The sequence below is a fragment of the Clostridium sp. Cult2 genome (assembly GCF_021655075.1).
Lineage (GTDB): Bacteria > Bacillota > Clostridia > Tissierellales > Tepidimicrobiaceae > Schnuerera.
This window is the reverse complement of the sequence record NZ_PPXX01000102.1, coordinates 66,119-84,564: the sequence shown is the minus strand read 5'-3', so window position 1 is coordinate 84,564 and position 18,446 is coordinate 66,119. Positions and strand designations below refer to the sequence as shown.

General features: G+C 30.3%; 20 protein-coding genes. 19 read left to right on the top strand and 1 reads right to left on the bottom strand.

What is annotated here, in order from left to right; all coding sequences use genetic code 11:
- Nucleotides 1-27 precede the first annotated feature (27 nt).
- Complete coding sequence (locus C3E90_RS11155) at nucleotides 28-1,284, bottom strand: nucleotidyltransferase (RefSeq protein ID WP_236915747.1); 1,257 nt, start codon at nucleotides 1,282-1,284, stop codon at nucleotides 28-30.
- 128 nt (nucleotides 1,285-1,412) lie between these two features.
- On the opposite strand from C3E90_RS11155, the gene C3E90_RS11150 reads away from it, so the two are divergent.
- The 19 genes from C3E90_RS11150 (at nucleotide 1,413) to C3E90_RS11060 (ending at nucleotide 18,444) form a co-directional block, all read left to right on the top strand.
- Nucleotides 1,413-2,609 carry an acetate/propionate family kinase gene (locus C3E90_RS11150; protein ID WP_236915746.1) on the top strand — a complete coding sequence of 399 codons (1,197 nt, stop codon included), beginning with the start codon at nucleotides 1,413-1,415 and terminating at the stop codon, nucleotides 2,607-2,609.
- 68 nt (nucleotides 2,610-2,677) lie between these two features.
- Nucleotides 2,678-3,190, top strand: a complete 513-nt coding sequence (locus tag C3E90_RS11145) for a YceD family protein (RefSeq protein WP_236915745.1) — start codon at nucleotides 2,678-2,680, stop codon at nucleotides 3,188-3,190.
- A 13-nt stretch (nucleotides 3,191-3,203) separates the two neighbouring features.
- The gene (rpmF, locus tag C3E90_RS11140; protein WP_236915744.1) at nucleotides 3,204-3,383 is read left to right on the top strand and encodes a 50S ribosomal protein L32; all 180 of its coding nucleotides are present in this window, start codon (nucleotides 3,204-3,206) and stop codon (nucleotides 3,381-3,383) included.
- A 187-nt stretch (nucleotides 3,384-3,570) separates the two neighbouring features.
- On the top strand, nucleotides 3,571-4,569 hold the full coding sequence (gene plsX, locus C3E90_RS11135; protein ID WP_236915743.1) for a phosphate acyltransferase PlsX: 999 nt from the start codon (nucleotides 3,571-3,573) through the stop codon (nucleotides 4,567-4,569).
- Between the two features lie 25 nt (nucleotides 4,570-4,594).
- Nucleotides 4,595-4,825, top strand: a complete 231-nt coding sequence (gene acpP, locus C3E90_RS11130; RefSeq protein WP_236915742.1) for an acyl carrier protein — start codon at nucleotides 4,595-4,597, stop codon at nucleotides 4,823-4,825.
- A 63-nt stretch (nucleotides 4,826-4,888) separates the two neighbouring features.
- Nucleotides 4,889-5,611 (top strand): ribonuclease III, encoded by a 723-nt coding sequence (rnc, locus tag C3E90_RS11125; RefSeq protein ID WP_336513033.1) that lies wholly within the window; start codon nucleotides 4,889-4,891, stop codon nucleotides 5,609-5,611.
- Nucleotides 5,604-6,695: an elongator complex protein 3 gene (locus C3E90_RS11120; RefSeq protein ID WP_236915741.1), complete on the top strand. Its 1,092-nt coding sequence runs from the start codon at nucleotides 5,604-5,606 to the stop codon at nucleotides 6,693-6,695. Before rnc ends, C3E90_RS11120 begins: the two co-directional genes overlap by 8 nt.
- Before the next feature lie 18 nt (nucleotides 6,696-6,713).
- Complete coding sequence (gene smc / locus C3E90_RS11115; protein ID WP_236915740.1) at nucleotides 6,714-10,292, top strand: chromosome segregation protein SMC; 3,579 nt, start codon at nucleotides 6,714-6,716, stop codon at nucleotides 10,290-10,292.
- 137 nt (nucleotides 10,293-10,429) lie between these two features.
- Nucleotides 10,430-11,368 carry a signal recognition particle-docking protein FtsY gene (gene ftsY, locus C3E90_RS11110; RefSeq protein WP_336513036.1) on the top strand — a complete coding sequence of 313 codons (939 nt, stop codon included), beginning with the start codon at nucleotides 10,430-10,432 and terminating at the stop codon, nucleotides 11,366-11,368.
- Nucleotides 11,369-11,473: 105 nt separating this feature from the next.
- Entirely contained in the window at nucleotides 11,474-11,857 is a 384-nt protein-coding gene (ylxM, locus tag C3E90_RS11105; protein ID WP_236915738.1) for a YlxM family DNA-binding protein, read from the top strand.
- Nucleotides 11,857-13,197 (top strand): signal recognition particle protein, encoded by a 1,341-nt coding sequence (ffh, locus tag C3E90_RS11100; RefSeq protein WP_236915737.1) that lies wholly within the window; start codon nucleotides 11,857-11,859, stop codon nucleotides 13,195-13,197. Before ylxM ends, ffh begins: the two co-directional genes overlap by 1 nt.
- 31 nt (nucleotides 13,198-13,228) lie before the next feature.
- A complete protein-coding gene (rpsP, locus tag C3E90_RS11095) occupies nucleotides 13,229-13,501 on the top strand; it encodes a 30S ribosomal protein S16 (protein ID WP_236915736.1) in 273 nt (90 codons plus the stop codon).
- A gap of 18 nt (nucleotides 13,502-13,519) precedes the next feature.
- Nucleotides 13,520-13,750, top strand: a complete 231-nt coding sequence (locus tag C3E90_RS11090) for a KH domain-containing protein (RefSeq protein WP_236915735.1) — start codon at nucleotides 13,520-13,522, stop codon at nucleotides 13,748-13,750.
- A gap of 87 nt (nucleotides 13,751-13,837) precedes the next feature.
- Complete coding sequence (gene rimM / locus C3E90_RS11085; protein WP_236915734.1) at nucleotides 13,838-14,341, top strand: ribosome maturation factor RimM; 504 nt, start codon at nucleotides 13,838-13,840, stop codon at nucleotides 14,339-14,341.
- Entirely contained in the window at nucleotides 14,338-15,072 is a 735-nt protein-coding gene (trmD, locus tag C3E90_RS11080) for a tRNA (guanosine(37)-N1)-methyltransferase TrmD (protein WP_236915733.1), read from the top strand. The genes rimM and trmD overlap by 4 nt, the downstream gene beginning before the upstream one ends.
- A gap of 109 nt (nucleotides 15,073-15,181) precedes the next feature.
- Entirely contained in the window at nucleotides 15,182-15,529 is a 348-nt protein-coding gene (gene rplS / locus C3E90_RS11075) for a 50S ribosomal protein L19 (RefSeq protein ID WP_236915732.1), read from the top strand.
- Nucleotides 15,530-15,582: 53 nt separating this feature from the next.
- Entirely contained in the window at nucleotides 15,583-16,428 is an 846-nt protein-coding gene (gene ylqF / locus C3E90_RS11070) for a ribosome biogenesis GTPase YlqF (protein WP_236915731.1), read from the top strand.
- Between the two features lie 25 nt (nucleotides 16,429-16,453).
- Entirely contained in the window at nucleotides 16,454-17,062 is a 609-nt protein-coding gene (locus tag C3E90_RS11065) for a ribonuclease HII (RefSeq protein WP_236915730.1), read from the top strand.
- 14 nt (nucleotides 17,063-17,076) lie between these two features.
- The gene (locus C3E90_RS11060) at nucleotides 17,077-18,444 is read left to right on the top strand and encodes a hypothetical protein (protein ID WP_236915729.1); all 1,368 of its coding nucleotides are present in this window, start codon (nucleotides 17,077-17,079) and stop codon (nucleotides 18,442-18,444) included.
- Nucleotides 18,445-18,446 lie beyond the last annotated feature (2 nt).

Genomic DNA, 18,446 nt, shown 5'->3' with positions numbered 1-18,446 from the left:
ATATGAAAAAATAGCAGAGATTTTCTGCTATTTTTTCTTTATATAAGGAGTTGTATAATAATCCATATTCATATAGGGTTTCTTAGTATTCAATCCAAGGAAGAACAAATCTGTAGCTTTTTTATCAAAGAATAGGATTTTATTTAAGTAGGGGTCATCATATTTATTATAATCGGAAAATTTAACGATTATAGGTAAATTGGATTCCTCTTTAATCCTATTTAGCAATAGAAAACCCTTTTGATTTGCCCCAAGTACCCTTATATAAGTAGGATATTGAGGATATAAATCTTTAAATATTGGTTTAGTCAGATTAGCCATTAGATGAATTAATATTCTTTGAATCCTAGTTTTAGTATATCTTTTTGTTGTTATACCTTGGATTAAATCATTTATGTTATAATATTGAGCGCTTTGGTTGACAATTCTATTTTCAAGACCTGTCTCTACATCCATTGTTTGAACTAGATTGTCTATAGGGCTAATTTTTAATAAATAATGAATTATTTGGGTATAATTATCTAACATGTTGAAATTTTTATATTTGTTGATATAATTTATTAGGTGGACATAGGACTGGATAGGCAAATATTTTTTTACAGATTCAATATTTCCATTTATTATTTTATTCCGTATTCCAGTAGCACTTGCTATTTCATGATTTATTTGGCTTTCTGTATAGGAACTGCCAATGCGTTTAACTGTAACAGGTTGGATTTTACTATTTAAGACCATTAAAGCTTTTAGATATTCGATGGCTAATATATTATTAGACATTTTTAAAATATCCTTTATGTTTATATTATTTTTTCTATCGGTTTTGAATTTATTAAAGTAATCTTCTAATGCATTGCTACGAGATACGGAAAAAGAGTTTCCTTCATCTAGATATTTTTTTAAACATTCTCTATAGTAAGGAGGCTCTTCAACTAAAATCTGTGCTATTTCCCTTAAGCAGTCAAGACTGCCTAATTCACTACCAAAGACAACATAATCTATTATGTTTAGATTATGGAGTAAGGCTATGCTGCCATAAGCGAATAGCTCTGCAGATTGGGTTGAGAAAATAAAGGGTAGTTCTATAACCAAATCTACTCCATTATCTATTGCCATTTTAGCCTTAGTCCATTTATCTACTAAGGATGGTTCACCTCTCTGAACGAAAGAGCCACTCATAATGGCTACAGAGTAGTCCGAATTAGTCAATTTTTTTGACATGGTTAGATGATATTTATGTCCAAGGTGGAAAGGATTGTATTCAGTTATTAATCCTATTACTTTCATTTTGGTGACCTCCATAAGGTTTTACCAATATTATAGCATAAATTACATGAACTATAATATCGTTGATTTATTAACAAATATATAATAATATAATTCATGAGAGAACTATTCGATAGGAGGAGTGTTATATGAATATTTTAGTTATTAATTGTGGTAGTTCTTCGTTAAAATACCAGTTAATTGATATGGATAATGAAGAAGTATTAGCAAAGGGTTTAGTTGAAAGAATAGGAATTGAAGGTTCAAGAGTTAAACATACAACTACAGGTAAAGACCAGGTAATAATAGAAGAACCTATGTCTGATCATAGAAAGGCTTTAGAGTTAGTTTTAAATGCTTTAGTGGATTCAAACTATGGTGCTATAAAATCAATGGATGAAATTGGAGCAGTAGGCCATAGAGTAGTTCATGGTGGAGAAAAGTTTGCTAATTCTGTATTAATTGATGATGAAGTAATGAAAGCTATAAACGATTGTATTGAATTAGCTCCTCTTCATAATCCACCTAATATTATGGGAATAGAGGCATGTAAAGAATTGATGCCAAATACACCTATGGTAGGAGTATTTGATACTGCTTTCCATCAAACAATACCAAAATCCAATTATATCTATCCACTACCATATGAGTTATATGAAAAATATGGTATTAGGAAATATGGATTCCATGGGACATCCCATAAATATGTATCTAAAAGAGCAGCAGAAATGTTAGGTAGACCTATAGAAGAATTAAATATTGTAACTTGTCATCTTGGAAATGGAGCTAGTGTTTGTGCTGTACAAGGTGGTAAATCTATAGAAACCAGTATGGGGTTCACTCCATTAGAAGGTTTAGCTATGGGTACTAGGTCAGGGGATGTGGATCCTGCTGTAATACCTTTTATCATGGAAAAAGAAGGTTTAACTTTTGACGAAGTAAATGAAATGCTAAACAAAAAGTCTGGTGTACTTGGCGTTTCTGGGATAAGCAGTGATTTTAGAGATCTAGAAGAAGCTGCTAACAATGGAAATGAAAGAGCAAAATTAGCATTGGAGTTGTTCTGTAATAGAGTTAAAAAGTATATTGGAGCTTATGCTGCTTTAATGTGTAATATAGATGCTCTAGTATTTACTGCAGGGATAGGTGAAAACTCCATTACAATTAGGGAACATATATGTGATGGTTTAGAGTGTATAAATATTAAACTTGACAAAGAATTAAATCAAGTTAGAGGAAAGGAAGCAATAGTCAATAGGGATATAACTTCTACTTCAATATTAGTTATTCCTACTAATGAAGAATTGATGATAGCTAGGGATACATTGGACTTAGTTGAAAAATAATATATATTTCTTGACAAATATTGGCCTCCTTTATATAATTAAGTGTGTTAGTTTAAGAGGTGAAAACGATGAGTATTGATTTATCAAACTTTCGTGATAATGCTGTTTCGAGTATTCCTGTTAAAGGAAAATTGGAAAAGGATATAATAGATATTAATGGAAGAAAAATTAAATTCATTGAACCCATTAAATATGATGGAGAAATCTATAGGGTAGATAAGGATAAACTATTACATCTAAATATATCTTACCTCTATGAGGAAGCTTGTGGAAGGTGTTTAGAACCTTTTGTAAAGGAAGAGAAGACGGTTTTATCAGGAAAGCTAGTAGAAAAGACGGATAAAATTGGCCTAGATGATGAAGATGAAATCATATACTATAAGGATGAAAAACTGGATTTAGCTGAATATATAATTAGTTCAATAATTTTATCCCTTCCCATGAAACCTCTTTGCCATGAAGAGTGTAAAGGTTTATGTCCTAAATGCGGTGCTAATCACAATAAAGAAGATTGTCAATGTGTTATAGAAGATGTAGATCCAAGATTAGCAATACTTAAAGATTTGTTTCCAAAGAAATAAGGAGGTGTTTTAGGTGGCAGTACCAAAGCGAAAAACGTCTAAAGCTAGAAGAGATAGAAGGAGAGCCTCAGCTTATAGATTGACAAAGGCTACTATTTCAGAATGTCCACAATGTCATGAACCTAAGTTACCACATAGGGTTTGTAGAGCCTGCGGATATTATAAAAACAGGGAAGTTATTGATGTAGAATAATTAATAAAGTTTTTATTTTATTAATTTAGTATATTAGGAACATGGATAATGATACTTTCCTACTGATTATGAAGAAGATAGTGAATGGATATCACTATCTTTTTTTTTAAAAATATTGCATTTTTATAGGTTCTATAATATATTTAATATCAGTAGCTGTAATTAAGGTATATTTAGGAGGATGGATATGAAGATTATTGTAGATGGCATGGGGGGAGACAATAGTCCTGATGAGATTGTTAAAGGATGTGTAGAGGCTGTAAATGAGCTAAATGTAAATATAATAATTGTTGGCAAGAAGGAAATAATAGAAGGAGAATTATCTAAGTACCAATTTCCTCAAGAAACAATTGATATTATCAATGCAACAGAGGTTATTTCCAATGATGAAGAACCAGTATTGGCCATTAGGAGAAAGAAAGATTCTTCTATAGTTGTAGGATTGAAAGCTTTAAAAGAAGGAAAAGGAGATGGTTTTGTTTCTGCAGGGAGTACAGGGGCTTTATTAAGTGGGGGTCTTTTTATAGTAAAAAGGATAGATGGTATTGAAAGGGCAGCTTTGGCTACTGTTTATCCAACGAAAAAGGGTATATCCTTTATACTAGATGTAGGAGCCAATGTAGATTGCAAACCAGAGTATTTAAAACAATTTGCAATTATGGGTTCTGTCTATAGCGAAAAGGTATTGGGAGTTAAGTCACCTAAAATTGGTTTAGCCAATATAGGTACTGAAAAGGGGAAAGGAAATTTATTAGTTAGAGAGTCCTACGACTTAATGGAGGATTTAAATATAAATTTTGTTGGAAATGTAGAAGTTAGAGATATTCCAGAAGGAATTGCAGATGTAATAGTTTGTGATGGATTTGTGGGAAATGTAATATTAAAACTAACGGAAGGTATGGCAAAAACAATATTTTCTTCATTAAAAGAGGAGTTTGTTAAATCCTTTAAATCTAAAGTTGGAGCCTTAATGTTAAAATCACAATTGAAATCCTTTAAAGGAAAACTTGATTATAGAGAATATGGAGGGGCACCCTTATTGGGTTTAAAACAACCTGTAGTTAAGGCCCACGGAAGCTCAGATGCCTTTGCAATAAAAAATGCTATTAGGCAAGTTAAAAATTTTATTGAAATGGATGTAATAAATATTATTGATAAGGATATAAATGTTATTGAAAAAAATTAATTGGAAATTTTGGAGGTGCTATAAAATGATATATGATAAAATTAAAGAAATGATTTCAGAACAATTTAACATTGATGAGGAAAATATTACAATGGATACTTCTTTTAGGGAAGATTTAAATGCTGATTCATTGGATTTAGTAGAACTTATAATGGCATTGGAGGATGAATTTGATTTAGAAGTAGATGATGATGATGTTGAAAAAATAAATACAGTAGGAGATGCTGTAGAGTATATTAAAAATATTGTTGATTAATTCAGCCAATGAAGGCTGTAAAGGGCCTAATTCATAATTCTTTATTAGTTTGGAGGTAATAAATTGAAAACATCATCAGATCGAATGAAAATATTAAACAAACTTCAATCGGAAATAGGCTATCAATTTAAAGATATTAAACTATTAAACACCGCATTAACCCATAGTTCCTATGCTAATGAAAATAAGGATAAAAACAGTGAAAGCAATGAAAGATTAGAATTTTTAGGGGATTCGGTTATTAGCTTGGTTGTTAGTGACTATTTGTATAAACGTTTTACAGAGTTTCCGGAGGGAGAACTAACCAAAAGAAGGGCTACAGTGGTATGTGAGTCTTCCTTAGCTTTTGCAGCAAGGAAAATTAGTTTGGGAGATTACTTGTTATTAGGTAAAGGAGAAGAAGCAACGGGAGGTAGAAATAGAGATTCCATATTAGCTGATGCCTTTGAAGCTTTAACAGGGGGCATCTATGTAGATGGAGGACTAAAAAAAACTGAAGAATATTTATTAGAATTGTTTGAACAAGAGGTAATTTATGCCCTATCTAAAGGTAATCTATTTATAGATTATAAAACTGAGCTCCAAGAAGTGTTGCAAAAAAGGGCTAAATCAAAGATTGAATATAAGGTGGAAAAGGAAGTAGGACCAGATCATAATAAAAAGTTCTATATGAATGTGATTGTAGAAAACAAGGTCATAGGTAGTGGTTTGGGTAGGAATAAAAAAGAAGCTGAGCAAATGGCGGCTAAACAAGCCTTGTTAAAAATAGGTGAAATTTATGGGTAAAGACCATTTTATTATACCCATATTTGTACCTCACTATGGCTGTCCCCATGATTGTGTTTTCTGCAATCAAATAAGGATAACTGGATTATCTACAGATGTGACTCCTCAATATGTAAAAGATACGATAGAGGAACATCTATCTACTTTTCCCCAAAAAGATATTACCATAGAAGTGGCCTTCTATGGTGGAAGTTTCACAGGAATAAAAAAAGAAATTCAAAAAGAGTTATTGGCTATTCCTTTAGAATATAAAAATTCAGGTAAAATTCATGGTATTAGATTGTCTACAAGGCCTGATTATATAGATGAAGAGATTTTAAATCTATTGGAAGAATACAAGGTAGATACTATAGAATTAGGTGTCCAATCCTTAGATGATACTGTGTTGAATAAAAGTGGAAGAGGTCATAATAGCCAACAGGTTTATATGGCCTCTAAACTAATTAAAGAATATAAGTTTAATCTAGGTTTACAAATGATGATAGGTTTGGTGGGGGATAGTAAAGAAAAAGCCATTTTTACAGGAAAAGAATTTATTAAGATAGACCCTTACTGTGTAAGAATTTATCCAACTTTAGTTATAAAGGATACATTCTTAGAAAAGATGTACAAGAATAATACCTATAAACCACTATCTTTAGAAGAAGCAGTAGATATATCTGCTAATCTACTTATGTTATTTGAATATCATGATATCCATGTTATTCGGGTAGGTTTACAGCCTACGGAAAATATCAGACTTGGAAAAGATGTGGTGGCAGGACCCTTCCATCCATCCTTCAGACAATTAGTAGAATCTTATATCTATAAAATCATATTGGAAAAACATTTAGATGAATTAGGTGAAGATATTGTTAATACAAACATGGTAGTAGAAGTGAATAATAAAAACATATCCAATATAGTGGGGCAAAAATCTAGTAATACTAAATATTTAGTTGAAAGATATAAATTGAAATCTATGAAAGTTTATGGTAGGGATATTCAAAAAGATATTATTAAGGTTTCTACAAATGGACTCAATAGCAAAATTTACAGAAGAGAAACCATAGAAGAATATTTAAAGGAAAAGGGAATAATATAGGCTAAAGGGTGATTAGATTTGCACTTAAAAAAAATTGAGATACAGGGCTTTAAATCCTTTGCAGATAAAGTTGAAATTGAATTTAAAGAGGGTATTACAGCTATTGTTGGGCCAAATGGTAGTGGAAAAAGTAATATAGCTGATGCTATTAGATGGGTACTAGGAGAGCAGAGCATTAAAACCTTAAGAGGAAGCAGAATGGAAGATATTATTTTTTCTGGAACCGATAAGAGGAGACCTTTAGGATATACAGAGGTCACTATCACCTTTGACAATAACGATGGTGTTATACCAGTGGATTATCAAGAAGTGGCTATTACAAGGAGGATGTTCCGTTCTGGTGAAAGTGAATATTATTTGAATAAGAATTCCTGTCGACTAAAGGATATTAAGGAATTATTTATGGATACTGGAGTAGGGAAAGATGGTTATTCAATAATTGGACAAGGTAGAGTAGATGAAATACTCAGTACTAGACCAGAGGATAGAAGGAATATATTTGAAGAAGCTGCAGGCATTGTAAAATATAAAACTAAAAAGATAGAAGCAGAAAAAAAATTGGAAAAGACGGATGCTAATTTAATCAGAATAAAGGATTTAATCCATGAACTTACAAATCAGTCTGAAAATTTAAAGGAACAATCAGAAAAAGCAACTATTTTTCTTCAACTATCAAATAGACTAAAAGAAATTGATATTAATTTGCTCATTAGAAAAATTGACGAATTGGAAAAGGAAATTGATAACAGTAAAGAAGAAAAAGAAACCCTTCAAGAACAGATGAATGAAATGATAGATAAGAAAAATGGAATTGAAAATAATTTTAATCTAATGAAAGGAAAAATTGAAGATTTAGATTCATCTATGGATGTAATAGGAAAAGAGAGGACAGAAACCATTAATCTATTAAATAAAAGTAAAAGTGGTTTAATTTTATTGGAAGAAAAGAAAAAATTTTATTTAAAGGATATTGAAAGATTGACAAAAGAGATAGAGGAATTAAATTTAAGGTTAAAGGATTTAGAAAAGGAAAAACTTAATCTATTAAATGTAAAATCTAGTTTGGAAGAAGAACTCCATCTATTTAAGGAAGATTTTAATAGTAAAAATATTAATCTAGAAAAACTAAATGAAAAAATAAAGATAAAAGAAAAAGAAATTGAAGGGAAAAAGGATAATGCAATAGAGGTTTATAATTTAATTAGGGAGAAAAAAAGCAAAATAAATGGTTTTTCTAGCTTTAAAGAAAATATTAACAAGAGGATAAACCAAGTAGAAAGAGAAATGGATTTTTTATGGGAAAAGGAAAAAGAAGACAAGGAGTTATTGAAAAAGATTGAAAAAGAGGAATTAGAAAAAAAGGAAGAAATAATTCTTGAAAACAAAAAATTAGCTAGCTTAAGATTAGAGGAAAAAGACCATAAGAATAGATTAGATATTCTGTATAAAGAAATCAATCAAAACAAAGCAGAATTACAGGGGAAAATTTCAAATTACAATCTCCTTAAAAATATGGAAGCAGATTATGAAGGGTATTATAAAAGTGTAAAGAATTTAATGTTAGCCTGTAAAAAAGTAGAATCATTGAAAAATAAATTGATAGGAGTTGTAGCAGATTTAATTACAGTAGATGAAAAATATGAGAAAGCTATAGATGTAGGATTAGGTGGAAGCTTACAAAACATCGTAACCAAAGATGAAAGAGATGCAAAATTTATTATAGATTATCTAAGGGAGAATAAATTAGGTAGGGTGACTTTTTTACCTATTTCAACAATAAAAGGAAATCCTATATATATTAGCTCTAATGATAGGGAAAAATATAATATTTTAGGATTAGGCTCTGAATTGGTAACCTTTGATAAAGAGTACAAAAATATTTTTGAATATCTATTGGGTCGAACCATAGTTGTTGGTGATTTAAATGAGGCTATTAAAGTAGCTAAGAAATTTAATTATTCATATAGAGTAGTTACATTAAAAGGTGATATAATAAATGCTGGTGGCTCTATGACTGGCGGAAGTTTACCTAAGGTGAGCGGCAACCTTCTTAATAGAAAGTATAGGATAGAAAAAATTAAAAAGGATATAAATAATATATCTAAAGCTCAGAATAATTTTGAAGAGGAAAAGAACCATTTAAAACTGACAATAGAAGACAATTTAAATAAGCTAAAGGAACAAGAAGAAAAATTACAAAATAGTAATATAGAGATTATTAAGATTGAAAACGAAAAGAATAGAATCAATATTGAATTAGGAAGAAGCAAAGAATCATTGGATAAATATAAAGATGAAATAAGTAGATTGAACTTAGAATTAGATAGTATGGAAAAAGATGAAGAGGTACTATTAGAAGAACTAAATTTAATTGACCAAGAAAATAATATAGCCCAAGAAAACATTAAAGAATTGATGTTAAAATTCGAAGAAGTGAAGATCATAAGAGAAGAAGCCATGAAAGAGGTTACGGATGCTAAAATACAGATGAATTTAATTGAAAATAAACTGATAAATAATGAAGAAAAAATTGAATCCCTTGGAACTGAATTAGAAAATACAATCCATTCAATAAAAGCAAAGAAGGAAGAACTTCTAAAAAACAATGAGGAAATAGATAATATAGTAAATGGAATATTTCTTATGGAAGAAGAAATATCAAAATATACTATACTGAAAGAAAGCCAGGATAAGGATTATTCAGATATGAAAGAGGAAAAAGACATTCTAATGAAGGATTTTTATTATGAACAAAACAGATTAAATAAAATAAATGAAGAAATGAATGAACTGTCAAAGATAATAAATAAGTGGGATTTAAAAGAGACTAGATTCAGTGTACAATTAGATAATATACATGTTAAACTAATGGAAGACTATGAATTAGAGTACATGGATGCAATGAAGCTATGGGTTGAAATAGATGATATAAAACTAGCTAATGAAGAAGTGAAAAAATTAAAAAATGAAATTAAAAAGATAGGGACAGTTAACTTAAGTTCTATTGAAGATTATAAATTGGTTAAGAATAGACTTGAGTTTATAACGAAACAACATGAAGATTTATTATTAGCTAAAGAAAATCTTCATGAGGTAATTGCTGATATGGAATCAAAGATGAAGAAGCAATTCTTGTACAATTTCAACAATATTAATGAAAAGTTTAATGAAGTATTTTCCACATTATTTGATGGCGGGAAAGCCAGCTTAGTGTTAGAAGATGAAGAAAATATTTTAACTTGTGGAATAGAAATAGAAGCCCAACCTCCAGGGAAAAGATTACAAAATCTAACTCTTCTATCAGGAGGAGAAAAATCTTTAACTGCCGTTGCATTGTTATTTGCAATACTAAAAATAAAACCCACACCCTTTTGCATATTAGATGAAATTGATGCAGCCCTAGATGAAGCTAATATAAATAGATATACTAATTATCTGAAGAATTTTTCTGATAATACTCAATTCATCATGATAACTCATAGAAGAAGCACTATGGAAATGGCAGATGTTTTATATGGAGTAACTATGGAGGAAGAAGGTATAAGTAAAATTATATCTGTCAAATTAACAGACAATCTTGAGGAAATAGCAAGTTAAGGAGGATACAAATGTTTAAAAATCTATTTAAATGGCATAAAGAAGATAAAAATAAAGAAAATGAAGCAGACAAGAATATTGTTAATGAAGAAGTAAAAAATGACCATAAAGAATCTGAAATAGATGAAATTGAAAAAATGGAAACACCAAAGGAATCTAATTTAAGTTTTTTTGATAGATTAAAAGCTGGTTTAGATAAGACAAGAAAAGGCATGACGGATAGGATAGATGCTATTCTTAAATCCTATGGTAAGGTAGATGAAGAGCTATTTGAAGATTTAGAAGAAATATTGGTAACAGCAGATGTTGGAATTAATACTACTATGAAGATAATAGATAGATTGAGAGACCGTGTTAAGGAAGAGAAGGTTTCTGAACCTGAGAAAGTAAAACTATTCTTAAAAGAAGAAATAAAGGGAATCATGAAGGAATCTGGGAAGGATAACAGTTTGAATATTGAACCATTACCTTCTGTTATATTGGTAGTTGGAGTTAATGGGGCAGGTAAGACTACTACCATTGGAAAGCTATCCTATAATCTAAAAAATGAAGGGAAAAAGGTAATAATTGCAGCAGGAGATACCTTTAGGGCTGCAGCTATAGAACAGCTGGAAGAATGGAGTAATAGGGCTGGGGCAGACTTTATTAGCCATAGTGAAGGAGCAGATCCAGCAGCAGTAATTTATGATGGAATACAAGCAGCTAAGGCAAGAAAATCCGATGTTTTAATATGTGATACTGCTGGAAGGCTTCATAATAAAAAGAATTTAATGAATGAGTTAAATAAGATTTTTAGGGTTGTGGAAGGAGAATATCCAGAGGCTCAAAAGGAAGTATTATTGGTATTAGATGCTACTACTGGACAAAATGCAATTTCTCAAGCCAAAGTATTTAAAGAAGTTTGTGATATTACAGGGGTAGTTCTTACAAAATTAGATGGAACTGCCAAGGGGGGAGTTGTAATTGCTCTTCAATCTGAATTAGGCTTACCAGTAAAACTTGTAGGAATTGGAGAAAAAATTGATGATTTACAAGAATTTAATACGGATGATTTCGTTGAAGCCATTTTTAATTGATAATAAAAAATTAATATTACTTTTGTATTGACAAAATAATAGGGTTATACTAAAATAGTACTGTCAAGTAAATTACTTGACAGTACTATTTTAGTTGGTGATATTATGGTTGAAAAACTGGTGGAAGTAGGTATTTTGTTCGATTTTTATGGCAAATTACTAAGTGAAAGGCAGTATACAGCTATCGAACTATATTATGTTCATGATTTGTCTTTAGCTGAAATAGGTGAAGAGTTAGGAATTAGCCGTCAAAGTGTATATGATACATTAAAAAGAGCAGAAGAAAATTTATATGGATACGAAAAAATACTTGGATTAGTAAAGAAGTTTAATTATAGTAGAGAAGAGATAGATGAATTGTATAGGATTATCGATGATATAGAAATAGAATCTAAAAGCATAAACAACCAAAGGATACAAAAAAAAGTTAAAGACCTAAAAGAGATAATGATAAAAATAATCGATAATAGCCAGGAGGTCGTTAATTAATGGTGTTTGAATCTTTATCCGAAAAATTACAAAAGGCTTTAGGAAAGTTAAAAGGCAAAGGGAAACTTTCAGAAAAAGACGTTGATATAGCTATGAGAGAAGTAAGACTTGCCCTTTTAGAAGCGGATGTGAATTTTAAGGTTGTTAAGGATTTTATTAAGGGTGTGAAGGAAAGGGCAATTGGTTCAGAGGTTATGGAAAGTCTAACTCCTGGGCAACAAGTGATTAAAATTGTTAATGAGGAATTAACTAAATTAATGGGGGAGAAAGAATCTAAATTGGCTTTTGCCTCTACTCCTCCAACGGTTATTTTAATGTGTGGTTTACAAGGAGCTGGAAAAACCACTACTGCAGGAAAGTTAGCCAACAACCTTAAAAAACAAAATAAAAGACCCTTATTAGTAGCCTGTGACGTATATCGACCTGCAGCTATTAAACAACTAGAGGTTGTAGGGGAAAGAGTTGGAGTTCCTGTATTTACAATGGGTGATAAAAACAATCCTGTAGATATAGCAAAAGCAGCAGTTGAACATGGTAAAAGGAATAATAATGATATTATTATTATAGATACTGCTGGTAGACTTCATATAGATGATGATTTAATGGAAGAATTAGAAAATATTCACAATGCAGTTACACCACAGGAAGTTTTATTAGTAGTAGATGCAATGACTGGTCAGGATGCAGTGAATGTAGCTGAAACATTTAATGAAAGGCTTGAGATATCTGGAGTTGTACTTACTAAATTGGATGGAGATGCAAGAGGTGGAGCAGCTCTATCAATTAGATCTGTTACAGAAAAACCAATTAAATTTGTTGGTATGGGTGAAAAATTAGATCAGTTAGAACCATTTCATCCTGATAGAATGTCTTCTAGAATTTTGGGCATGGGAGATGTATTGAGTTTAATTGAAAGGGCTCAATCTTCCATCGATGAGAAGAAAGCTTTAGAGTTGGAAAAGAAAATAAGATCTCAGCAGTTTACTTTAGATGATTTTTTAGATCAAATAGACCAAATGAAAAATTTAGGACCTATAGATGAGCTGTTAGGAATGATACCAGGAGTAAATTCAAAGGCCCTCAAGAATTTAGATGTGAATGAGAAAGATATAATAAAAATTCAAGCTATAATCCAGTCTATGACCTCTGAAGAGAGGAATGACCCTTCAATAATCGATAGCAGAAGGAGAAAAAGGATAGCAAATGGTAGTGGTACAACTGTACAGGATGTAAACAAATTATTGAAACAGTTTAAGGATACTAAAAAGATGATGAGAAGATTTACTGATATGGAAAAATCCATGAAGAAAAAAGGGAAATTAGGATTCCCCTTTTTCTAGATAGATATAAGAATTAAGAGGAGGTGAAAAGATGGCAGTTAAGATTAGACTTAGAAGGATGGGGGCTAAGAAAAACCCTTTCTATAGAATTATTGTTGCCGATTCTCGTTCTCCAAGGAATGGTAGATTTATCGAGGAGATTGGCTATTATAATCCATTAACTGAACCTAAAACAGTTAAGATAGATGATGAAAAGGCTACTAAGTGGCTTAAAAATGGAGCTAAACCTACTGATACTGTTGACAGATTGTTTAGGGAAAATGGCATATATGAAAAGAAAGAGGAAACCAATTCTGAAGAATAATTTCTAGGAGGTGCTAAAATGGGAGAGTTAGTAGAAATAATAGCGAAAGCACTTGTAGATAATCCTGATGAAGTAGAAGTTAATGAGATTGAAGGAACTCAATCAGTGATAATTGAGTTGAAAGTATCCGAAGAGGATATGGGAAAAGTAATAGGAAAACAAGGTAGAATTGCAAAAGCTATTAGAACGGTAGTTAAGGCAGCTGCTATAAAAGAAAACAAAAGAGTAGTAGTGGAAATTATTCAATAATATTGTATTTTTCCTATGATAAAAGGAAAATACTTTTAGGGTGCCTTTTATGGGTACCCTTTCTACTATAATTTGGTTGGTGAAAATATGGAATATATTAAGGTTGGATGGATAACAAACACTCATGGAATCAAAGGTGAGTTAAAGATATATCCTTTAACAGATTATATAAATAGGTTTAATAGTTTAAAAACCGTATATTTAGGAGAAAATAAGCGTAAAGTAGAAATAGAAAAAGTCAAGTATCATAAAGAATTGGTAATATTGAAGTTTAAAGAATTTTGTAGTATAAACGAAGTTTTAACTTTTAAAGAAAATTATATTTATATAGATGAAGAAGACAGAGTTGATTTACCTGAAAATCATTTCTTTATCTATGAGATTATCGATTGCCAGGTATTTGATGTTAAAGGAGCTAAAATTGGTAGGGTAACAGATGTTATACAATTTGCAAGCAATGATGTGTATGTAATAAAGAATTTAGAAAAAAATAAAGAATATTTGATTCCAGCAGTAAAGGAGTTCTTTGTTGATATAGACGTGGCTAACAAAAAGATAGTAATCAATCCTATTGAAGGAATGATAGAATGAAGATTGATATATTGACTTTATTTCCAGAGATATTTGATATGTTTGAAAGTTGGAGTATAGTAGGCAGGACTGTTGAAAAGGGTTTAGTTAATTTAAATAAAATAAATATTAGAGATTTTTCAGAAGATAAGCACAAACGAGTTGATGATTATCCCTTTGGTGGTGGCCCTGGTATGGTTATGAAGCCAGAACCTATTTATAAAGCCTTAAAAAAGGTTAAATCAAAGGATTCGCTGGTTATCTATCTATCACCCCAAGGAAAAGTTTATAATCAGCAATTGGCCAATTCTTTGTCTAAAGAAGAGCATTTAATTTTGTTATGTGGGCATTATGAAGGTATAGATAATAGAATAGTTGAGAATTATGTGGATTTGGAAATATCAATTGGGGATTATGTTTTGACAGGAGGAGAAATACCTGCTATGGTCTTGATAGAATCCATTATCAGGTTGTTGCCAGGTGCATTAAGTGGTGAAGAATCCTATACAGATGAGTCCCATTATGATGGGTTATTAGAATATCCTCAATATACAAGACCAAGAATTTTCAATGGTTTAACTGTTCCAGATATATTACTTTCTGGAGATCATAAAAAAATTGAAGCTTGGAGAAAGTATCAATCTATAAAAAGTACTTATGTTAAAAGACCAGACTTACTAAATAAGCTTCAATTGACAGAGGAAGAGATTAATATACTAGAAGAGATAAAAGAAAAATTTGATAGAAAATAAGTTGTATTTTGTAAATACTTATGCTATAATACAGAACGTATGGAAGTAAGGATGGTCCTCTGCCATGGATAGATGGTAAGAACATCTAGGGAGAAGGGAGGTTTGAACAGTGAATATAATAAAAATTTTAGAAGATGAACAAAAGAGAGATAACCTACCAAACTTTAATGTAGGTGATACTGTTCAAGTTCATTACAAAATAAAAGAAGGTACTCGTGAAAGAATTCAAATATTTGAAGGTACAGTTATTAAAAGGCAGGGTGGAGGAATTAGAGAAACTTTTACTGTAAGAAGATTATCTTATGGAGTTGGTGTTGAAAGAACTTTCCCTCTACATTCTCCAAGGATTGAAAATCTTGTTGTGACAAGGAAAGGTAAAGTTAAGAGATCAAAACTTTACTACTTAAGAGAAAGACAAGGTAAGGCAGCTAAAGTTAAAGAAAAGAAAATCTATTAATGTATTGGGACTTTTTAGAGTCCCAATTTTATTTATTAAAAGTGGGTGAGTATATGAATATTAATTGGTATCCAGGACATATGAAGAAGACTAAAGAATCTATTAAGAAAAACCTATCTTTAGTCGACATAGTTTATGAGGTAATCGATGCTAGAATACCTTTTAGTAGTCAAAATCCAGATATTGATAGAATTTTAGGAGAGAAACCTAGATTAATAATAATGAATAAATCGGATTTAGCAGATATAAAAGGAAACGAAATATGGCAGAACTATTTCAAAGAGCAAGGAATTTCTTCAATAATAGTTGATTGTATTAGCAATAAAGGTGTAGAAGATATAATAGATAGAACATACAAATTAACTGAGGAAAGAAGAATGAATTTAGCAAAGAAAGGTATAAGACATAGACCAATTAGGGCTATGATTGTAGGTGTACCTAATGTAGGAAAATCCACTTTAATTAACAGCTTAACAAAAAGGAAAGGCACAAAGGTGGGCAATAAACCTGGAGTTACAAGAGCTAATCAATGGATAAGGATAAAAAGAAATCTAGAGCTATTAGATACACCTGGTATATTGTGGCCTAAATTTGAGGACCAGGAGGTAGGATTAAATTTAGCTTTTACAGGAGCTATTAAGGATGAGTTATTAGATATAGAAAATTTAGCTATAAAATTGGTGGAGAGGCTAAATACAATATCTAAAAATTATATTCAAGAACGTTATAAAGTTTTGGTTGAAAATAAATTACCCTATGATATCATATTAGAAATTGGAGAAAAAAGGGGATGTATTGTCAGAGGTGGGGAAATAGATTTCGTAAAAGCAAGCTATATAATTTTAGATGAATTTAGAAAAGGTATTATTGGTAGAATTACCTTAGAAATGCCTGATTAACAATTCAATATTGGAGGGCTCATATGTGCTAAAAATAGAAAAAGAATTGCAGGAGAAAGGTTTTGAATTAATTGCTTGTATAGATGAAGTAGGAAGAGGTTGTTTAGCAGGTGATGTATTAGCTTGTGCAATTATAATGCCTAAGAATATGAAAATCACAGGGGTTAATGATTCGAAAAAATTATCTGCAAAAAAAAGGGAAGAATTATACTCAATAATTGTGGAAAATGCTTTGGCCATAGGTATAGGACAAATAGGACCTGATATTATAGATGAAATAAATATTAAAGAAAGTACTAAGTTGGCAATGAAGAAGGCAGTATTAGACTTAAAAGATAAAAATGGTGAAGCTGTAGTTCCAGATTATTTATTAGTGGATGCAGAGGAAATACCTATTAGTATTCCCCAATTAAGTTTGATAAAAGGGGATGAAAAAAGTCATGGGATTGCCTGTGCTTCCATTGTAGCTAAAGTATATAGGGATAGGTTATGTGAAAAATGGGGACAAGGTTATAAGGGTTATAAAATTGAAAAAAACAAGGGCTATGGCACAAAAGAGCATAGAGAGGCAATTAAGGAGATTGGGCCTTCCCCTATTCATAGGATGACTTTTTTGAAACGTATAGTAAAATAGGTGGTGAGAGAATTATGAAGATTGAAGATTTTATATATTTTAAAGAATTCTTTGTTAAAGAAAAAAAAGAGTTTTTTCAAGAGGGCAATTTAATAGAAGGAGAAATCTTAGAAGTTGAGGATCAAGTGGTTTTAATCCATATTAAAGATTATGGTACTATTAAGGCAAAATCTGAAAAACTTCTTAATCATCATAAAGGTAAAATCTTAAGCTTCATAATTAAAGAATCATCGCCAGATAAGATTCAGTTAAAACCTATCTTAAACAGTGTAAATCTTACAAAAACTTCCGTGCCTTCACCTGATAGAGATGAGTATTTGAATAATATATTGAAAGAGTTTAATATTAGACCTAGTCCTATTTCTATTAAATTTCTAGATAATCTAATAAAATTTAATTTACCTATTAATAAAGAAAATTTAGTCTATGGAATTGGAGTATTAGATAAATTTGACCAAATTATCAATGTTCAAGAGGATGAAGTTATTGTTTTACCTAATTTGAAAGAAGAAGTTGTTAATATTAAAAAGGAAGATATAAGAAATTTTCTAATCATTAAAGGGAATGAAAATCCTAATAATCAAGCTGATTTACACGATAATATTAATATAGAAATGAAAGAATTAGGAAAGTCTTTTTCAATGGATAAAATAGGTACTGACTTATTAAAGATTATTACAGTATTTATCAAATATAATATTAAACCCAGTTTAAACAACATAAAATACTTTTTAGAGTTAAATGAAAACTCAACATTATTTTCTAAAGATTTTGAAATATTAAAAAATATTATAGATAAAAAGTTTACAAAACAATTGAAAAGGATTATGATTAATAATGGTGGTTTTAAAAACTCAACCCCAAAAACCCATCCTAGATATGATGAAATTTTATATAGAACATTAGAATATCTAAAAGATTATAGCTCAAATACCAATAAAGACTTTAAGAAGACTATTGAGGAATTAATTGATAAAATTGAATTTTTAAAGGAGATGAATAATGAGTTAATATTTGTTTATCTGCCTTTAAACTTAGATGAAAAGATTCAAGATACTTTTATTACTTTATTAAATAAGAGAAAAAAGGAAAGTGGATATGGGAATAAGATAAATATATTTATCAATTTGAATACTAAAAAGTTAGGAAATATTAAAATACATTGCTCAATATCTAATTCCAATATGGATATCAGGTTTAGTGGTATAAAGGAAGAATATATTAGTTTATTTAAATCCAATGAATATGAATTAAAGGATTTAGTGGAAACCACCGGTTATAAAATAAAAACTATTGAATATCTATCTAAGAAAGATTATACTATCTTAGATTCTTTGGTTGTGAATAGGAAGACCATATATAATTTGGATATGCAGGTGTAATT

Excerpts from the sequence above, each read along its gene's own strand:
- C3E90_RS11155 (WP_236915747.1), bottom strand. The coding sequence starts at position 1,284 with ATGAAAGTAATAGGATTAATAACTGAATACAATCCTTTCCACCTTGGA.
- C3E90_RS11150 (WP_236915746.1), top strand. The coding sequence starts at position 1,413 with ATGAATATTTTAGTTATTAATTGTGGTAGTTCTTCGTTAAAATACCAG.
- C3E90_RS11145 (WP_236915745.1), top strand. The coding sequence starts at position 2,678 with ATGAGTATTGATTTATCAAACTTTCGTGATAATGCTGTTTCGAGTATT.
- plsX (WP_236915743.1), top strand. The coding sequence starts at position 3,571 with ATGAAGATTATTGTAGATGGCATGGGGGGAGACAATAGTCCTGATGAG.
- acpP (WP_236915742.1), top strand. The coding sequence starts at position 4,595 with ATGATATATGATAAAATTAAAGAAATGATTTCAGAACAATTTAACATT.
- C3E90_RS11120 (WP_236915741.1), top strand. The coding sequence starts at position 5,604 with ATGGGTAAAGACCATTTTATTATACCCATATTTGTACCTCACTATGGC.
- ftsY (WP_336513036.1), top strand. The coding sequence starts at position 10,430 with ATGGAAACACCAAAGGAATCTAATTTAAGTTTTTTTGATAGATTAAAA.
- ylxM (WP_236915738.1), top strand. The coding sequence starts at position 11,474 with ATGGTTGAAAAACTGGTGGAAGTAGGTATTTTGTTCGATTTTTATGGC.
- ffh (WP_236915737.1), top strand. The coding sequence starts at position 11,857 with ATGGTGTTTGAATCTTTATCCGAAAAATTACAAAAGGCTTTAGGAAAG.
- rpsP (WP_236915736.1), top strand. The coding sequence starts at position 13,229 with ATGGCAGTTAAGATTAGACTTAGAAGGATGGGGGCTAAGAAAAACCCT.
- C3E90_RS11090 (WP_236915735.1), top strand. The coding sequence starts at position 13,520 with ATGGGAGAGTTAGTAGAAATAATAGCGAAAGCACTTGTAGATAATCCT.
- rimM (WP_236915734.1), top strand. The coding sequence starts at position 13,838 with ATGGAATATATTAAGGTTGGATGGATAACAAACACTCATGGAATCAAA.
- trmD (WP_236915733.1), top strand. The coding sequence starts at position 14,338 with ATGAAGATTGATATATTGACTTTATTTCCAGAGATATTTGATATGTTT.
- ylqF (WP_236915731.1), top strand. The coding sequence starts at position 15,583 with ATGAATATTAATTGGTATCCAGGACATATGAAGAAGACTAAAGAATCT.
- C3E90_RS11060 (WP_236915729.1), top strand. The coding sequence starts at position 17,077 with ATGAAGATTGAAGATTTTATATATTTTAAAGAATTCTTTGTTAAAGAA.